Here is a 15,569-nt window from a genome sequence, read left to right on the forward strand (position 1 = left end):
TTGTCAATAAAAGTAAAATAATACACAAAAAACCACATTTTTGAAGCTTTTAATTATATTAAAAGTGTACAAAAATGTGGTTTCATCTTCACAAATAGTTGATGGTATTTAATTATCTGGTGATATCGCCATTCTCTATCGATTTGATCCATTCTATAATATGTTGTCTGAATAACTGAACAGCCTCACAAGGTTTATCGCCTTTTCTTGTGAGCATACACATTTTCCATTCATATATCCCGTCTGAAAAGGGAATGAGTTTCATACCTTTCTCTTTCATATCGTCAAATACAAAATCTACAGTGACAGAGATGCCTTTGTTGTCCTTCACCATCTTATGGCATAGACTGAATCCGCTTGTCTCGAATATAATGTTCGGTTCGAATCCGGCTTCCCGGCATTTATTCTTGATCAAATGATGAATCTTAAATTCATGGCTCTCTATATAGAGCGGTTCACCTCGTAAAGCGTCTATCGTAACAGATGAGCATTCGCTTAGCGGATGCCGTTCATTGACCAGAAGCTTGATGGAAAATGTTTCAAGTTCTGTTATGTCGTACAGGCTTTCGTCAAAATCCGCAATAGAAAATGCGACATTTCCCTCTCTTTCCTGAAAGAGCCGTTCTACCTGTCTGTCGGGATATTCTCTGTAGTGGAACTCAATTTCAGGATACAGCTTCCGAAAAGCCGTGATACATTCGGGTGTGACGAGACGCAGGATGCCGTATGCAGAGAGCAGATCGACGACACCGCGGCTCCGCTGCCGAATATGTAAGAGTTCATTGCGAAGCTGCTCATAATCAGCCGTTATCCTATCAGCATATTCTGACAGGCATGTGCCGCTCTCTGTGAGTTCAATTCCTGACGATGTCCGCACAAGAAGCTGACAGTTAAGTTCGTTTTCCAGATTCTTAATGACTCTGCTCAGACCCTGCGGGGTCATATAAAGCATCTTAGACGCTTTCGTCAGACCTTTTTCCCTTACGATGGTCTGAAATAGCATTAGATCACGTATATTCATCCGTACTATCCTTATCATATAAAAGTTAAAAAGCAACAATATTACTATAGCTGTTTTTCTCCAAAATGGCAACCATATTTGACAGTATGGAAAGACGGCGATATTGCGACTTTATCGTTCTTATCATAGATGAGATAGATTCGGCTTCGAACAATCCGGTATTTATATATTTTCTTATGATTAGACTATCCTTTTACGGCCAACCAACGTTATAGTATATAGAAAGCGCTTTTGAAACTTAAGGAAGGAGGGAATCATGACGTGGACGAGGATTTTCTACTGGTGCAGAAAATGCGTATGGGAGATGAGAATGCATTTGATAGGTTTGTCACGAAATACTATCCCGCAATAATGAAATACTGCTCTGTCGGTAGTGTTGACTGGAACCGTATTTGCGGAAGAAATGATGATTCAGTTTTTCCTTCCGTATATTGTGACCTGCTGTATTTGCTTTTGGGTGTTATCCAGTAACAGAATGGGTTCGGAGGTAAGCACATTATGGAATTAAAAATGTCGAATTTGACGAAGAAATTCAGAGATATGACGGCTGTTAGAAATGTATCATATACGATGACAGCAGGGGTGTATGGGCTGCTGGGCATCAACGGAGCAGGGAAAACTACACTTATGCGTATGCTGTGTACGTTGTTAAAACCGACAGGCGGAAGTATTACATGGGATGGTGAAGATATATTTGAAATGGATGGGGAATACCGGAAGATCCTGGGGTATCTCCCGCAGGATTTCGGGTATTATCCGGATTTTACGGTTTACGATTATCTGATGTATATCGCATCTATCAAGGGGGTACGCCCGGCCGCTGCCCGGCAGCAGATCAAGCTCCTGCTGGATCAGGTCGGTATGAAGAAAGCGGCAAAAAGGAAGATGAAGAAATTATCAGGAGGGATGAAACGGCGGGTAGGGATCGCGCAGGCCATGTTGGGAGATCCGAAGATCTTAATTCTTGACGAGCCGACTGCCGGGCTGGATCCGAATGAGAGGATCCGTTTCCGCAATCTGATCAGCGAGCTTGCAGGTGAGAGACTGGTCCTGTTCTCCACCCATATCGTATCGGATATTGAGTATATCGCGAATGAGATACTGCTGATGCAGGGCGGAGAGATCAAGGCATCCGGAACTGCTGAGGAGCTGCTGTCCGCGATGCCGGAAGAGGTGTGGTCTCTTGAGGTGGAAAAGAAAGAAATAGAGCGGTATATGAGAAATTATAAAGTGTCTAATGTGAAAACGATACCGGGAGGGGCTGTCTTACGTTTGATATCATCAGAGAAACCCAATAGCCGCGCCGTAAGGGAAGAAGCAACATTGGAGGATTTATTTTTGGATTATTTTGGTGAAAGAGCAGGTGAGAACGATGATGAGATATGAGGTGAAGAAAGTCTTCTCCAGAACAAGCAGTAAGATCGCGGTGTTGGTGCTGTTTCTTGTGATGGGCGTTACCTGCTGCTTTGCGTTGGATATTTCTTATGTGGATGAAGAGGGCAATACACAGAGAGGACTGGATGCAGTTTCAAAACTTAAGTCGGCGCAGAAGGAATGGGCGGGTGAGCTGGACGAAAAAAAGATCAGTCAGGTGATTGCAGAGAATTGGAGAATACGGAATTCTCCGGAGGCGCTTGCGCAGGATATTACCCAGAATGAGATCGCTTACAGCCGGGGGCAGGGGATCAAGGAGATACGAGAACTTCTGAATTGTGCTTATGCGAAGGGATTCCGGGAATATGATTACTACCGAGCAGATTCTCTGACAGAAGAGATGGCGGCAGATTTCTACAAGAACAGGACGGCGCTGTTGAAGGAATGGCTGGAAGGCGAAGCGAAGGATCAATTTTCTGATAAAGAGAAGCAATATCTGATTGAACGGTACGAGAGCCTTAAGACGCCCTTTTATTATGATTACATGGCGGGATGGGTGCAGTTATTTGAGTTTGCGCCGACGATCGTGATGATTAGTATGTTAATCTTGTGTTATCTTGTGTCAGGGGTTTTTTCAAATGAATTTGCCTGGAAATCGGATGCTGTCTTTTTTTCAAGCGAATATGGTAGAAATAGAGCAGTATTGGCGAAGATCAAGGCAGGATTATGTATTGTAACGGCGGTATATTTTGCAATATTCTTCGTGTACACGGGAATCATGCTGCTGTATCTGGGTGCGGACGGATGGAATCTCCAGGTTCAGTCAAGCATGGCGGGATGGAAATATTTTTACCATATCACGAATCTTAAGAAGTATCTCGTGATCGGAGCGGGCGGATATATCGGATGCTTATTCCTCTCTTTTTTGAGTATGTTCGTATCTGCCAGGACGAAGTCGACGGTGATGGCAATGATAGCCCCTGTTATGGTGCTTTTTCTTCCCTCCTTTGTCGGTAATATCAAAAGCCCCGTGGTAAATAAGATCCTTGGGCTGTTGCCGGATCAGCTGCTGCAGGCGGGAAATGCACTTAATTTCTTTAATCTGTATTCCATTGGAGGAAAGATTGTTGGGGAAATACCGGTTATCATCGTGTTATATGCAGTGTTGACGGCGGCGTTGCTGCCGGCGCTGTATCGGACATATCAAAAGGCTGTTTGATATAACTGCGGCATGTAATCCGGATATCCATTATATGGTGGATCTTCATACCAGACTTTCTGACATAAAAGGAATGATTGATGATGGGCAATATTTTGTGATCAACCGTGCCAGACAGTATGGAAAAACTACAACATTGAATGCGCTGGCGAGATTTTTAAGCAGCGATTATATCGTTGTATATTTGGATTTTCAATTTTTAAGCCATGAAGATTTCCAGGACGCGTCAAGTTTTGTAGCTGCGTTTGCGCGTGAATTACGGCAGTTAAGAAGCTGCCGGTCATATATGAGCAGTGAGATACAGATTGGTGTGATGAGACCGAAAGAGGGATCGTACTAATGGTTGAGGAGGTGGACAGCGCCAGCAATAATCAGGTATTCCTTGATTTCCTGGCACAGCTTAGAGGATATTATATTCATCGGGATATCCGGTTCTGGTTTCCAATATGTGTAAATTGATTGATGAGAAGATCGCCGGTTCAGAGTGTTATCCAACAAGATCGGACGCATGGACAAAAGATGGAATTTTAGAGGCTGAAAAAAATCTTAACAGACAGAATACCGTTGTTTGAAAGTATGATAAATAAACTGGAAGACGATGAGAAGTTATGTAAATTATTATTTTCACTTTTGTTTGAGGGACAGAATATATCATATAATCCATATGAAGCGTCCATCCAGAAAGGATATATGTTGAGTTTTAATTTTAATAAAAACAAACAGACCGGTGTAAAGACAATTCGGTTAGGGGGAAAAGTAATTGTAGAGGCGGTCGTATAATGTCAAGCAAAGGAGCGGCTATCCCAAGGCGGGGATAGCCATTTTGTCTATTTTCCTTTTTAGCTTCTCTTCATCGACAGCGTCTCCTTGAATTCTGGCAGAGCCGCCCTTCCAAGCTCTGTTACGGGCTTGATCCATTTCCCGCTCCTGGTGTACCATAGTTCGAAGACTAGCCGGATCAGCTCATCCGTATATATGAAGGCGAATACTGCAAGGAACGGAAGATTCAGTATCATACCTGCAATCCAGGTTGCCGGAACGCTTACGGTGAACAGGCAGATAATCTCCAGCAATGTGCCGAATACGGCTTCGCCTCCTGCACGGTAGCAACTGTTCATGATATAGTTGCAGGTGCGGATGGTTCCTGCGGCCAGGTAGATCAGGATCATGAACTTCCCATAGAACATAGCATCTGCGCCAAGGCCGAACAGGGATAGCATCGGCCTGTTCAAGGTCAGGCCGGTCAGACAGATACAGAAGGTGATCGTCGGACACAGTATGGCGAATTTCTTCACATACTGGTAGCCGTTCATGAGATGTCCGGAGCCGACTTCCTTTCCGACCACCACGGAAGATGCATCGGCAAGTCCGCCGAAGAAGGCGAATACGAAGCCTTCCAGGACACGGAATGCCGCCATAGCCGCGATGGCCGACTCGGATTGGTGGCCAATTACTATATTGATCAACATCTGTCCGATCCCGTAGAACAGCTCGTTGAGGATAATAGGGAGACATTTCCCCATATATTCCTTGAGGAATCCATCCTGCCAGGAGAACATATCCTTCAGTCTCAGTACAAGTGTGTTCTTATCCTTCATCAGGAAAATGAACAGCACGATGATATTGACGATACCGGATACCAAAGTGCCGACTGCGGCACCTGCCGCACCCATCCGAGGCATGCCGAAGCGTCCATAGATCAGGATCCAGTTCAGGGCGAAATTCGTGATCAGCGCGAGGATCGAGCTGATCAAAGGCGGTTTCACCCGCTCAGTCGAGCGCATCAGGAAGCTTACGATCATGGCGAGGACCTGGAGGGGATATGCAAAGCCTACGATTCGGATATAAGGAGCGCCGATTGCGATGATCGCTTCTTTGTCCGTATAGATCCCCAGTATGAATTCCGGGTTGGTAACTGCCGTTCCGCCAAACAATAAGGATATTACAAGCATACAGGTAAGCGCCAGGCCGAAGGCACGGTTGATGCCCTTCTCGTTGCGCGCACCCCAGTATTGTGAGAAGAAGAGCAGCCCTCCGCTTGCGAAGCCAAAATAACTGGAGAAAAATAAAGATGTGATCTGAGAGCAGATCCCAACCGCCGCTACGGATAATTCACCCTGGCTTCCGATCATGATGGTGTCTACCATACTCGCCGTGGTGGACAGGAAATTCTGGAACGCGATAGGTAATGCGATTGTAAATACGATCCGGAAGAAATTCCCCCAATTCGTTTTCTCGTTTTTCATGCTTCACTTCCTCTCATTATGTATTCTCCTGGGATAAGACCAGTATTATCCATTATACGTTGAAAAGTTTATTTGTCAATAGGAAGGGAAAGAAATTCGTGACAAAATGATTTTACGACAAAAAAAGACTTAAACACCTTGTAATCTCAGTGTTTAAGTCAGTTTTCAAAGTCGGAGTGACGTGATTCGAACACGCGACCTCTACGTCCCGAAGCATTTGAGACGTTGTTCTTTCGAGTTTCGTATTGTCCCTTCAAGTGCTTTGAATCCCGTTAACTCCGTATCTGACAAAGAAAAGATTTAAAAATCCTCCAAATTCTATATTTACTTGACACTTAGAGTTTTAGTAACATTTTTAGTACAACACATGTGGTAGCTATTAGCCAGTATAATTACATCGTTAAATATTTATACAATCTTAAGCCGACTTTTTGTCGGCTTTTTAAAGTAGGAGGACTACATATGAATACAAGAATGGAAGAAATCATGCACGCTATTGAACATAACAAACTGACTGCCGATGATCCGTTTCGTTTTCACTGTACACAATGTGGGAAAAGCTGCATCAACCGGGAGGATATCCTGCTGACACCGCTGGATCTCTTCCGGATTGCAAACGAACTGAAGCTGTCCTTAAAAGAATTAACATCTTCAGAAGCACCAGTGATTGAATACTTTTACATGAATCCAGGATGCGGGGACAATACCAGAACACAGACTTTACGTGAATGGTTTGATTCTTTTGGTATTCCGCTTGATGATGACTTCTTTATTGTGTGGGCGACATTCCAGAAAAATTTTGTAATGCTCATAAGAGAAACAGAAAGACTCTTGGGCGAATCAGCTATGCGGCAAATATGGAGTCCGATTTTTGGCATCCTCTATCTCTGTTATGATCTGGAAAAGGAATTCCTGCCACAGTTTCGGGAAAATGCTGAAAAACTGCTGCGAGGATTACAGATGATAGCAGGCACAAAAACAACATAGGGAACGCTGCCGGCTATACCGGCAAAGGCGTCTATACTTGAATTTAAAAGTAAAAAATGATATGATAAAATCACCAAACAGAAAGGGCGCAAGAGGTTCAGTGGACCTCTGTAATGCGCGGACCGAAGCGAAGCGTAGAAACATATGGGAAATATATATGATGGAGCATTCCGGACAATCCTGAATGACTGCCGGAAATTGATTATACCTGTAATCAATGAAATTTTTAGTGAACATTACACGGGAGAAGAAGAGATTCGCTTTTTCCCTAATGAACACTTTTTAGACCAGCAGGATGCGGCTGACAAGGAACGGATTACAGATACTAATTTTCAGATTATTGGCATCACAGCCAAAAAATATCATCTTGAATGTGAAAGCAGCTTACCGGATGGCAGAATCACAATCCGGCTTTTCGAATACGATGCCCAGATAGCGCTTGATGAGGGCGAAGTTACAGAAGAAACTCTGACGGTAACATTTCCCAATACGGCGGTGATGTATCTGCGGGCATATAAAAAGACTCCGGATAAAATGAAATATGTGATAATAACACCTGGCGGGACGGTGCAATATGATGTCCCGATTATGAAGGTGCAGTCATATTCACTGGATGAAATCTTTGAGAAACGCTTATTAATGCTTATTCCATTTTATATTTTCTCACATGAGAAAAGTTTTTCGGAATATAATAATAATGAAGATAAACTGGAAGAGTTGAAAGCAGAATATCAGATAATTTTAGAAAGACTTGATGATTTGGAAAAGCAAGGTATTATTGGCGCATTTGACAAACGAACGATCATTGATCTTTCCAGTGATGTGATCAATGAAATCGCACGAAAGTATGAAAACGTGCAGAAAGGCATAGGTGCTATGATGAGAGGACCATTGATTCAAACAGAAGCAAGAACCATTTTAAACCGGGGCATTAGCCAGGGCATTAGTGAAACAAAAAAAGAAACGGCACTTAGGATGCTGAAAATGGGAAAGCTGACAGTCGAGGAGATTGCGGAATACTCAGCCCTTAGCGTGGCAGAAGTAGAGCAGCTTGCGAACCTTCAGACAGTATAAGCAACAGGGTAACAAAACAGACTGAATTTCCGAGCCATCTGACGATAGATACTATATCTCAGATGGCTCTTTTTCATGTCAATAACAAGCTCTGCTGCTCATATTCCTGTTCCCGCCAAAGCTCTGGCGGAGTCTTATGAAGCGCATACTCCGTAAATTTGTCATCATAAACCCAGTCCTCCAATTCACCCTCATCCAAAACCAGCGGCATACGATTATGAACAGGACCTACAGAAGCGTTCGCCTCTGTCGTAAGAATAATAAAACGCGCCCCATCCTGAAACCGGTTATAGAATCCTGCCATAAATAAAACCGGCCTGTCTTCTCTGAAAAATATCACCTTATTCTTATCTGAATCCCACTCATAAAAATGCCTGGCCGGAATCACGCAGCGCCTGTGCAATACGCTTTCACGAAATGTCCTCCGTTCCAGTGCCGTCTCTGCTCTGGCATTGATCAGCAGTCCTTTTTTCTGATACTGCAGGAATCCCCAGTGCATTTCATTCAGTTCCAATGCCGTTGAATTTTCCGCTGCAGAACCTGCCAATAACGGATTTTTCTGCCGGCTGTGGCAAGTCAGAATACCGGCAGGCTGGGAGGGGTAAATATCCCCTGTACGCATTTTCTGTATCCGCAGATCTACGCCGCGGATCACCCGTTCAATCTCTTTGGCTGTCCCCTCATCTACATAGAACCGTCCGCACATAATTTTTCTCTCCTTTTCCTGTCGCAGAGTATCCATTCATCCAGCGTGAGTGGGGTATAGTCCGAATACATGCAGAAACAATTAATCATATTCGACGGAATTGCCCGTTTCTCCCCGTCCGGATTTTTACGGATACTGCCCCTTGTTATTTCCTGGAATTGTTCAATCAGCCGCTGGTCATAGGTATCATGCACATGGCCATAAAGCATATATACTTTAGGATTCCCATTTCCGTCCAGACGATACTGCCCGTTATAACACATGATAGGGTAGTGGCAGAGGATGACCTTCCGCTTGTTATCCTGCAGTTCCTCATAAGGCTTGATCCAGACAAAACGGCTGGCATTGTAGTCCTTATTCTTCAGGAACCGGTCATGGTTCCCCTGAATCAGATAGAGCCTCCCGTTCAGCCTCCCAAGCAGTTCATTGGTTTCTTCCGCTTTTCCCCATGACAGGTCTCCCAGAATCACAACCTCGTCATTCTTCCGGACTTTTGCGTTCCATTTCCGCAGCATGTATCCATTCATTTCCTCCACATCTGCAAATCCACGGTAATCCATCTTTGTATTCAGGTTCCCATGGAAGAAATGTGGGTCTGCAATATAATATCTCAATCTATCTCACCTGCTTATCTTGTAATCCTAGCAATTTATTTTGATTGCTGGCTGTTTATCATTCGCAATTAATAATCATATTGTATGTAATCAGGCCAGGAAAATCAACTACAGATTATCCCAACTACAGAACCCGCCACTGGCAGCTTCCTACGTATGCTATGGCAAGTAAAAATTCCAGCAGAGTAGTAACCCTGGCCGGAATTTTTCTTTTGCAAACCTACGCTCATAAAAAGCAACACAATCAAACGCATGCATTTTGTTCTGACGATGATATTTCCCTGCAATATGACTTCAGAAGGATGTCTGCTTTTTCCAGAAAATCCTTTCTTCCCGTACTCTCCTGATAGACTTCCCACAATACTTTATGTAAGTTCTCCATCTGGATGCCGCCGCAGTGCCTCTCCAGCATCTTCATAAAGGGAAGCGCCATAGTCTTGCGAAAGTCCTTTCCAAGCCGCAGGTTATCGCCTTCCAAACCATATACCTCCTGAATACACTCCAGCACAACGTCATAATCTTCCTCAAACCTCATAAGTACCTGATCCATTGACCTCTCCATCTCACAAATCCTGGCCATCTCTCTTACATCCGTACAATCAGCCCGTCAAGGCTCATCCGGGGCAGTTCTGCCAAATACCATTCATCACCCATCTCAATCCTGACCGGAACCCAGGCGTTGTCCACCTTCAGGTCAAAGCAGTCCCCACAGTGCAGCCCGCCGTAATACGAATCCAGACCGAACCGGATATCATACCGTCCGCTTTCTTTATCATAGAACAATGCTCCTTCTCTTTTTTCACTCATAACGCTATTACCTCCTCTAAAATTTATCTTTCATATAAGTAATAGTGTCATTTTTTCTGAGATTGGAAAATTTCTGCATTTTTTTCAAAATATTTTTTCCGATAGCGGTAAAAAGTAGTGTGAGATAATCCTAACTCCCGTTTCAGCTCTGCCTGCGAGATCTCACCCGCAGTCACTCTCTGGTAGGCTTCAGAAAATTTCTCTTCTTTGATTGCCGGCGGTCGTCCATAGTCATCCCATTCTCCACGGAGCTTCTTCATGGCAATGCCTTCACGCTGGCGCTTTTCTTTCTTCTGAATCTCGGATTCGCTGATGGAGGCGTAAAGCTCCAGCATCATGTTATTAATCGTTTCCATCATCAGGCGCGCCATGGAATTATCCATCTTAGACAGATCCATCAGTGTTGTCGGGAGTTCCAGAACCATCAGCCGGACATCCCTGCTCTGCAGTTTCCGGATCTGCTCCATAGTGTCCCGCTTATTCCTGCCTAACCGGTCCAGCTCTGTTACGAGCAGGATATCTCCCTCCCGAAGAACATCTTCCACAAGAACTGTGTATCTCGGCCTATTAAAGTTTTTACCCGTCTGCTGGTCCGTGAAGATATTTTCCAGTTCCAAATCATGCTCCTTGCAAAATATTTGAATCTCATGAATCCCCCTGTCAAGATGCTGATCCCGTGTACTGGTTCGATGATAACCATACGTAGCCATTCTTCCGCCTCCCCATAAAGCACCATACCAAACCGTGCTTCTTCATATATTTCTACCAGTTCTATACGGCAGACAGCACTAAACGCAACCTTCTAAGTCAAAAAAAATCCCCGGAAGATTACTCCTCCGGGATTCTTCATTTTTCTTTTATTTTATAAAATGGAAACCGTCTCCATGATTTATACCAAAATGTCCACACTTTCTCCGGTATATGCCAAAAGCCGTCATGTATACATTTTGGTACAGGATTTCCGCCTGTTTTCTGCTATGCCAAAAAGTATACTTTTTGAAATATATCTTTACTATCTCTGTACGTTCTAAAACAGAAAAGCGCAACTGTTTTTTTGTACGCACAACATAGGTTTTTTCGGGCAGAGAATAATCCCAGAGGATTACTCCTCTGAGATTGCAAATTTATATCCTGCGCCTCTGACAGTCTGAATATATTCAGGATATCGTGAATCTGTTTCCAGTTTTTTACGCAGGCTACGTATTAAACAATAAATAATAGGTGTTAGTCAAAAAATATGTTGGTCTTGCTGAGTGTCCAGATTTTGGGACACCCAAAGTAGTATCATATGATTATCTAATGAATTTTGAGGTGATAATCATATGAAAGATAAAATCAATACGCTGTTTGATTGCATTAAAAACCTATGTAACTCGGACTTGGAACGCATCATTAACTTTGTAATGGGGATCGTTTCCGTTAATCAAAGCCTAGCTGACAGACCCCAATGCCCGTACTGTCAGAGTTCAAAAGTTATCAAGTATGGTCATGCAAATGGGAAACAGCGTTTCTATTGTCATGAATGCGGAAAGACCTACCTATACTCAACCGGTACACTGACGGCCAATTCGCATTTTAGCCGATCCATTTGGGCCGATTTCATTCATGACACACTGGTTGGTGCATCTCTGGACTTCTCTGCTGAAAAGTTCGGATTTTCTCATCAAACAGCATTTAATATGAGGCATAAAGTTCTTATGGCACTTCAGGACATGCTTGAAAAAGAGCCTGTTCTTCTTTCTGGTATCGCTGAACTGGATGAAACATTTGTCCTTGACTGCTATAAAGGAAAGACCGTTCCAACGGAAGCGAACCGTACTGCCCGTAAGCATGGAGCTACAGCAGCAAAACGAGGAATTTCAAATGAATATATCGCAATCTGCACAGGTATCCAGCGTGATGGCAAGGCAATAGCAGAGACCGTAAACCGCGCAAAGCCATCTGGCAAGGAATTGTATGAAATATTTGGCACACATATCTGCGAGGAGACTCTAATACTTACAGATGGACTTCAAAGCTATAACAGTCTGGGGGCAGCGACGGGTTGTACGGTTATGGATGTAAACCATGAAGAAAATAAGAAGCTGTTTAATCTGAATACAGTGAACAGCATGCATTCCTATATTAAGGAAACATACAACCATTACCGCGGAGTGGCAACAAAATATCTCAATCGTTACAATGCACTATTTTCGATAGCTTTCCGGTGTGCAGGAGGTTTAGCAACTTCTCTGTTTCTTTCATTGTGCAATATTGGAAACAGTTGCTATTGGCATGGTGTCTATGATGTACGCAATTATCGTCTGGTAATACTGTAATGAGATTAGACCAACATATTTATTGACTAACACCAAATAATGTTATCTATCTCCTCCTTAAATTTTCCATCGTATACCGCATCATAAATCTGTTCCTTTGTACATATCCATCCCGGATGCTCTGTCAGAAGCCGAAGTGCAAGAAATTCCTGATGGCTCAATGGAATCCGTTTATCTTTTCGATAGACTTCCTGTTCTTTTAACTGTATTTTTAAGTCCTTAAAATACAATACCGACTTTGGCATGATTTCAGTATATTCTACATTGTTCTCATTCCTGATGATGGACCGCACTTGCTCCATGATTTGCCTTTCTTTGTCCGAAAATCTTAAAATCATAATCTCACCTATAACTATCACCTCTTTAAAAAATTCTCATAAACATCAAGAACTCTTCTTTTGAAATTCTATACTCGATTGTAAACCGATTAGGAATTTCAGCGAACATACTGTTCAACCTAGATTCTATATTGGGTAAGAGGGTTTCCGATATTTGTACATTCCCAAAAAGAGATTTATCCCATAAAGATTAATAACTGCCTCAGCATTTCAAATATGGGAATTCCATTTATTTCTTAATATGTTCCATTCCAAATAGCTTGAAAGCCTACCCGGGAATGATATTCTTTCTCCTGCACATAAGAACTTGCGTATCCTGGTGCCTGTCTTGCTACATAACTCGCAAAAGTCGTCTCCCATGGCCGCATTATCTCTTGAAATCTGTCCACTGCCGCATCATAAGTACTTTTATCATTCGGATCAATCTTAGAAAATGCTTCTGTAATCTCGGAAATCATCTTTGGATTGGACGCAACTGGCTGCGTTCTGGTTCCACCGATATAGTATCCTTCCCACATGGGATTTTGTTTATCCGCTACTGCCAATTCTAAAAGAATCTTCGAAGTTTCCAGCGTCCTGTATATCTTTTTTTCTATCGCTTCACTTAAAAATTTTTCCTGCTGTTCCGTCAGACCCAACCCCGATTTATGCACATACGCCCTTGCAATCCCTATGTTTGCATAAGTCATATAGGTGCCTGCACCTCCGGCGCCTAAAAATTTATCTATATATTCTCCCGTCTTTTGCATATTCATCAATTCTTTCCACGTCACCTCCATTCCGTCTACAGAAAGCTTTGTTTTGAGGTTATCCGGCGTATTGGCAATTCCTTTCGAAATATTCTCTTTCATTTCTTTTACAAGGGCATTGATACCCCATACCGAATTCCGATCCGTATTCAGAGTGCAGTGCACGTTACTCTCAAATGCAGCAGAATATGCTGTAAGTTCATCCTCACTAATCTGTCCTTTTGCATATTTCCATGACAAGAAACACCTGATATATTCATTATATGATCCCTCCAATTCACACTATCATTGCTTTCATATCTTTTCTGCATTCAACCAATTTTTCCGTGCTTCCATAAACATTTCAAACAAATTGATTCTTTCCGTACTTTGCTCTGTCATTGAGAGCTTATCCTTTATTCTCTCTGCCATTATCTCCGGACTTTCCCCCATTTCAGATAGCTTTCTGCCTGCACGTTGTGCTTCAATTTCTCTCATCTTTTCCTGATATTCAGGCATGACCTTTTCTATCATTTTTTGAGTATCAATCATACGATTTGCTCCATCTTCCGCAATCCTTGCCACTTTCTCGTATGCTCTGTCAAGCCTGGCAAGTTCTTCCTCCATTGTAAGCTTATGAAAGCGGTAGTTTTTCCCCCCCAGTTCAAACTCAATATAGTCGGCTCCCTCTTCAAAATCCTGTGTCCATACTTCCCGCGTACCATTTTCATATCCCGTAACAATGTCATTGTAAACATCCTGATAGGCTTTCATAAGACTATCTTTATGAATATTCACAATATCATCATATATATTTACTTCAGGGGCTTTTCCTTGCTCATATGCCTCATTCAGATAAACATTATATGTGCCACGAAGCTCCATCTCTATTGTAGGGTTGTTAAATCCATTATCAGATTTTTCTATTATTCCATTATATATAGAATCCGGCTGTACTTTTTTCCAGTCCAGATTTTGATCCGAGAATGTGCCCTGTGTTCCATTTTCAACCTGGTTCTGAAAATGCTCCTGTCCTTCTTTCGAAATCTTATATTGTACTGTTTCCGGACAATTTTCATCGTTCACATACCCACTGTCTTTCTGAGGATTCTGAGCTTTGATTCCTTCCTGATTAACTTCTATCTGATTCACTAAGTTCTGCAATGCGCTTGAAGCTTTACCCATTGGCGATATCGTTACAACATCTTTACGCGGCAATATGTTTATTCCCTTAGTTTCCTTTTTTTCCTGTGCATTACTGTTTCTATTTTTATTTAACGCATCTACATGAAATAAATTGGTGGTCTGTCCTATATCAATACGCATAATTATCTCCTTAAACTAATATCTCATTATCCTTACCCTTAAGATTGTTTTTTTCATCCTTACTATCAGTTTCATCCTCTCTCTTAGCTGATGTTTCCTTTGTTAAGGTTTCTTCTGAATCATTTGATATCTTATTGACTCTTGCTAAAGTTTCACCCGTTTTTTTTGATAGTTCTGCCGTTCTATTGTCAATTTCTTCTATCCTCTGCCTTTTTATTTCAGAATCTCCTGACTTCAATTCTGCTTCTAACACTCCCTTCTCCCCCTCTAATCTATTTTTAACTGAATTTATCATTTCACCTTTTCCTACCTCTGTTGACATCTTCGTAATATCAGCCATTCTTTTATTATTGGCTTCCTGCTTTGTCAAAGGTTGGTTTTTTTTGTACATACTGTTTGAACTATCTTCTTCCATTCCATCTGTTTGCTTTGCCATTTCCTTCGCAATTTGCTCATCAAGTGAATCCAATTGCTTTTCATACTCTTCTATTTTCTTTGTTATATCAGCAGTGCAATATCCAGTTTCATTATTCGTCATCTGTTCAAGCAACGAGGCTTTACACTCTTTTATAAAATCCTTTTGTTTCATTAGCCTTTCTATTGTATTCATTGCTTTTCCTTTTGGCGATATTGTTGCAATATCATTACGTAAAAAACCCTTTTCTTCTTCATTCGTTGTATTTCGATTGAATTTACGATTTATTGCATCTACATTAAATAAATTATTTACTTTTCCAATAAACATCTCAAAGTCCTCCTAATATAAATCTTAGTTGAATATTGTAATGAGTTATATTAGAGTATCGGTCAA

19 protein-coding genes are annotated in these 15,569 nt (G+C 42.2%); 7 read left to right on the top strand and 12 right to left on the bottom strand.

Features of this window, described 5'->3' with window-relative positions; all coding sequences use genetic code 11:
- Nucleotides 1–112: 112 nt before the first annotated feature.
- Entirely contained in the window at nt 113–1,021 is a 909-nt protein-coding gene (locus VSQ62_RS03190) for a LysR family transcriptional regulator (protein WP_334633162.1), read from the bottom strand.
- 231 nt (nt 1,022–1,252) lie between these two features.
- Here VSQ62_RS03190 and VSQ62_RS03195 point away from each other — a divergent pair, with 231 nt between their 5' ends.
- From VSQ62_RS03195 to VSQ62_RS03210, 4 genes are read left to right on the top strand one after another with little or no spacing between them, the layout of a single operon-like run.
- Entirely contained in the window at nt 1,253–1,492 is a 240-nt protein-coding gene (locus VSQ62_RS03195; protein WP_286145361.1) for an RNA polymerase sigma factor, read from the top strand.
- Between the two features lie 27 nt (nt 1,493–1,519).
- Nucleotides 1,520–2,407, top strand: coding sequence for an ABC transporter ATP-binding protein (locus VSQ62_RS03200; RefSeq protein WP_334633164.1), 888 nt, complete (start codon nt 1,520–1,522; stop codon nt 2,405–2,407).
- On the top strand, nt 2,394–3,614 hold the full coding sequence (locus tag VSQ62_RS03205; RefSeq protein WP_334633166.1) for an ABC transporter permease: 1,221 nt from the start codon (nt 2,394–2,396) through the stop codon (nt 3,612–3,614). Before VSQ62_RS03200 ends, VSQ62_RS03205 begins: the two co-directional genes overlap by 14 nt.
- Before the next feature lie 34 nt (nt 3,615–3,648).
- Complete coding sequence (locus VSQ62_RS03210; RefSeq protein ID WP_334633168.1) at nt 3,649–3,954, top strand: hypothetical protein; 306 nt, start codon at nt 3,649–3,651, stop codon at nt 3,952–3,954.
- A gap of 499 nt (nt 3,955–4,453) precedes the next feature.
- Here the strand turns inward: VSQ62_RS03210 and VSQ62_RS03215 are convergent, their stop codons facing one another.
- Nucleotides 4,454–5,860 carry an MATE family efflux transporter gene (locus tag VSQ62_RS03215; protein ID WP_334633170.1) on the bottom strand — a complete coding sequence of 469 codons (1,407 nt, stop codon included), beginning with the start codon at nt 5,858–5,860 and terminating at the stop codon, nt 4,454–4,456.
- A 462-nt stretch (nt 5,861–6,322) separates the two neighbouring features.
- Here VSQ62_RS03215 and VSQ62_RS03220 point away from each other — a divergent pair, with 462 nt between their 5' ends.
- Together VSQ62_RS03220 and VSQ62_RS03225 are read left to right on the top strand one after the other, a co-directional pair.
- Nucleotides 6,323–6,847 carry a YkgJ family cysteine cluster protein gene (locus tag VSQ62_RS03220; protein ID WP_334633171.1) on the top strand — a complete coding sequence of 175 codons (525 nt, stop codon included), beginning with the start codon at nt 6,323–6,325 and terminating at the stop codon, nt 6,845–6,847.
- 144 nt (nt 6,848–6,991) lie between these two features.
- Nucleotides 6,992–7,921 (top strand): RpnC/YadD family protein, encoded by a 930-nt coding sequence (locus tag VSQ62_RS03225; protein ID WP_334633172.1) that lies wholly within the window; start codon nt 6,992–6,994, stop codon nt 7,919–7,921.
- A gap of 73 nt (nt 7,922–7,994) precedes the next feature.
- On the opposite strand, the gene VSQ62_RS03230 is transcribed toward VSQ62_RS03225, so the two are convergent.
- The 6 genes from VSQ62_RS03230 to VSQ62_RS03255 form a co-directional block, all read right to left on the bottom strand.
- A complete protein-coding gene (locus tag VSQ62_RS03230; RefSeq protein ID WP_334633173.1) occupies nt 7,995–8,627 on the bottom strand; it encodes an SOS response-associated peptidase in 633 nt (210 codons plus the stop codon).
- Complete coding sequence (locus VSQ62_RS03235) at nt 8,606–9,241, bottom strand: metallophosphoesterase (protein WP_334633174.1); 636 nt, start codon at nt 9,239–9,241, stop codon at nt 8,606–8,608. The genes VSQ62_RS03230 and VSQ62_RS03235 overlap by 22 nt, the downstream gene beginning before the upstream one ends.
- A gap of 244 nt (nt 9,242–9,485) precedes the next feature.
- Nucleotides 9,486–9,791, bottom strand: coding sequence for a hypothetical protein (locus VSQ62_RS03240; protein ID WP_334633175.1), 306 nt, complete (start codon nt 9,789–9,791; stop codon nt 9,486–9,488).
- Between the two features lie 35 nt (nt 9,792–9,826).
- The gene (locus VSQ62_RS03245) at nt 9,827–10,048 is read right to left on the bottom strand and encodes a DUF5348 domain-containing protein (protein ID WP_334633176.1); all 222 of its coding nucleotides are present in this window, start codon (nt 10,046–10,048) and stop codon (nt 9,827–9,829) included.
- Nucleotides 10,049–10,095: 47 nt separating this feature from the next.
- Nucleotides 10,096–10,758, bottom strand: coding sequence for a recombinase family protein (locus VSQ62_RS03250; RefSeq protein WP_334633177.1), 663 nt, complete (start codon nt 10,756–10,758; stop codon nt 10,096–10,098).
- A gap of 392 nt (nt 10,759–11,150) precedes the next feature.
- Complete coding sequence (locus VSQ62_RS03255; RefSeq protein ID WP_334637548.1) at nt 11,151–11,267, bottom strand: winged helix-turn-helix domain-containing protein; 117 nt, start codon at nt 11,265–11,267, stop codon at nt 11,151–11,153.
- A gap of 103 nt (nt 11,268–11,370) precedes the next feature.
- Here VSQ62_RS03255 and VSQ62_RS03260 point away from each other — a divergent pair, with 103 nt between their 5' ends.
- On the top strand, nt 11,371–12,366 hold the full coding sequence (locus VSQ62_RS03260; protein WP_334633178.1) for an IS1595 family transposase: 996 nt from the start codon (nt 11,371–11,373) through the stop codon (nt 12,364–12,366).
- 26 nt (nt 12,367–12,392) lie between these two features.
- Here the strand turns inward: VSQ62_RS03260 and VSQ62_RS03265 are convergent, their stop codons facing one another.
- The 4 genes from VSQ62_RS03265 to VSQ62_RS03280 all read right to left on the bottom strand — a co-directional run bounded on the left by VSQ62_RS03265 (nt 12,393) and on the right by VSQ62_RS03280 (nt 15,503).
- Nucleotides 12,393–12,668: a winged helix-turn-helix domain-containing protein gene (locus tag VSQ62_RS03265; RefSeq protein ID WP_334633179.1), complete on the bottom strand. Its 276-nt coding sequence runs from the start codon at nt 12,666–12,668 to the stop codon at nt 12,393–12,395.
- 272 nt (nt 12,669–12,940) lie between these two features.
- The gene (locus VSQ62_RS03270; protein WP_334633180.1) at nt 12,941–13,693 is read right to left on the bottom strand and encodes a hypothetical protein; all 753 of its coding nucleotides are present in this window, start codon (nt 13,691–13,693) and stop codon (nt 12,941–12,943) included.
- A gap of 54 nt (nt 13,694–13,747) precedes the next feature.
- Nucleotides 13,748–14,758: a hypothetical protein gene (locus tag VSQ62_RS03275; RefSeq protein ID WP_334633181.1), complete on the bottom strand. Its 1,011-nt coding sequence runs from the start codon at nt 14,756–14,758 to the stop codon at nt 13,748–13,750.
- A gap of 10 nt (nt 14,759–14,768) precedes the next feature.
- The gene (locus tag VSQ62_RS03280; protein ID WP_334633182.1) at nt 14,769–15,503 is read right to left on the bottom strand and encodes a hypothetical protein; all 735 of its coding nucleotides are present in this window, start codon (nt 15,501–15,503) and stop codon (nt 14,769–14,771) included.
- Between the last annotated feature and the right edge of the window lie 66 nt (nt 15,504–15,569).

The organism is Sporofaciens sp. JLR.KK001 (assembly GCF_036941055.1).
In the GTDB taxonomy this organism is placed as follows: domain Bacteria; phylum Bacillota; class Clostridia; order Lachnospirales; family Lachnospiraceae; genus Sporofaciens.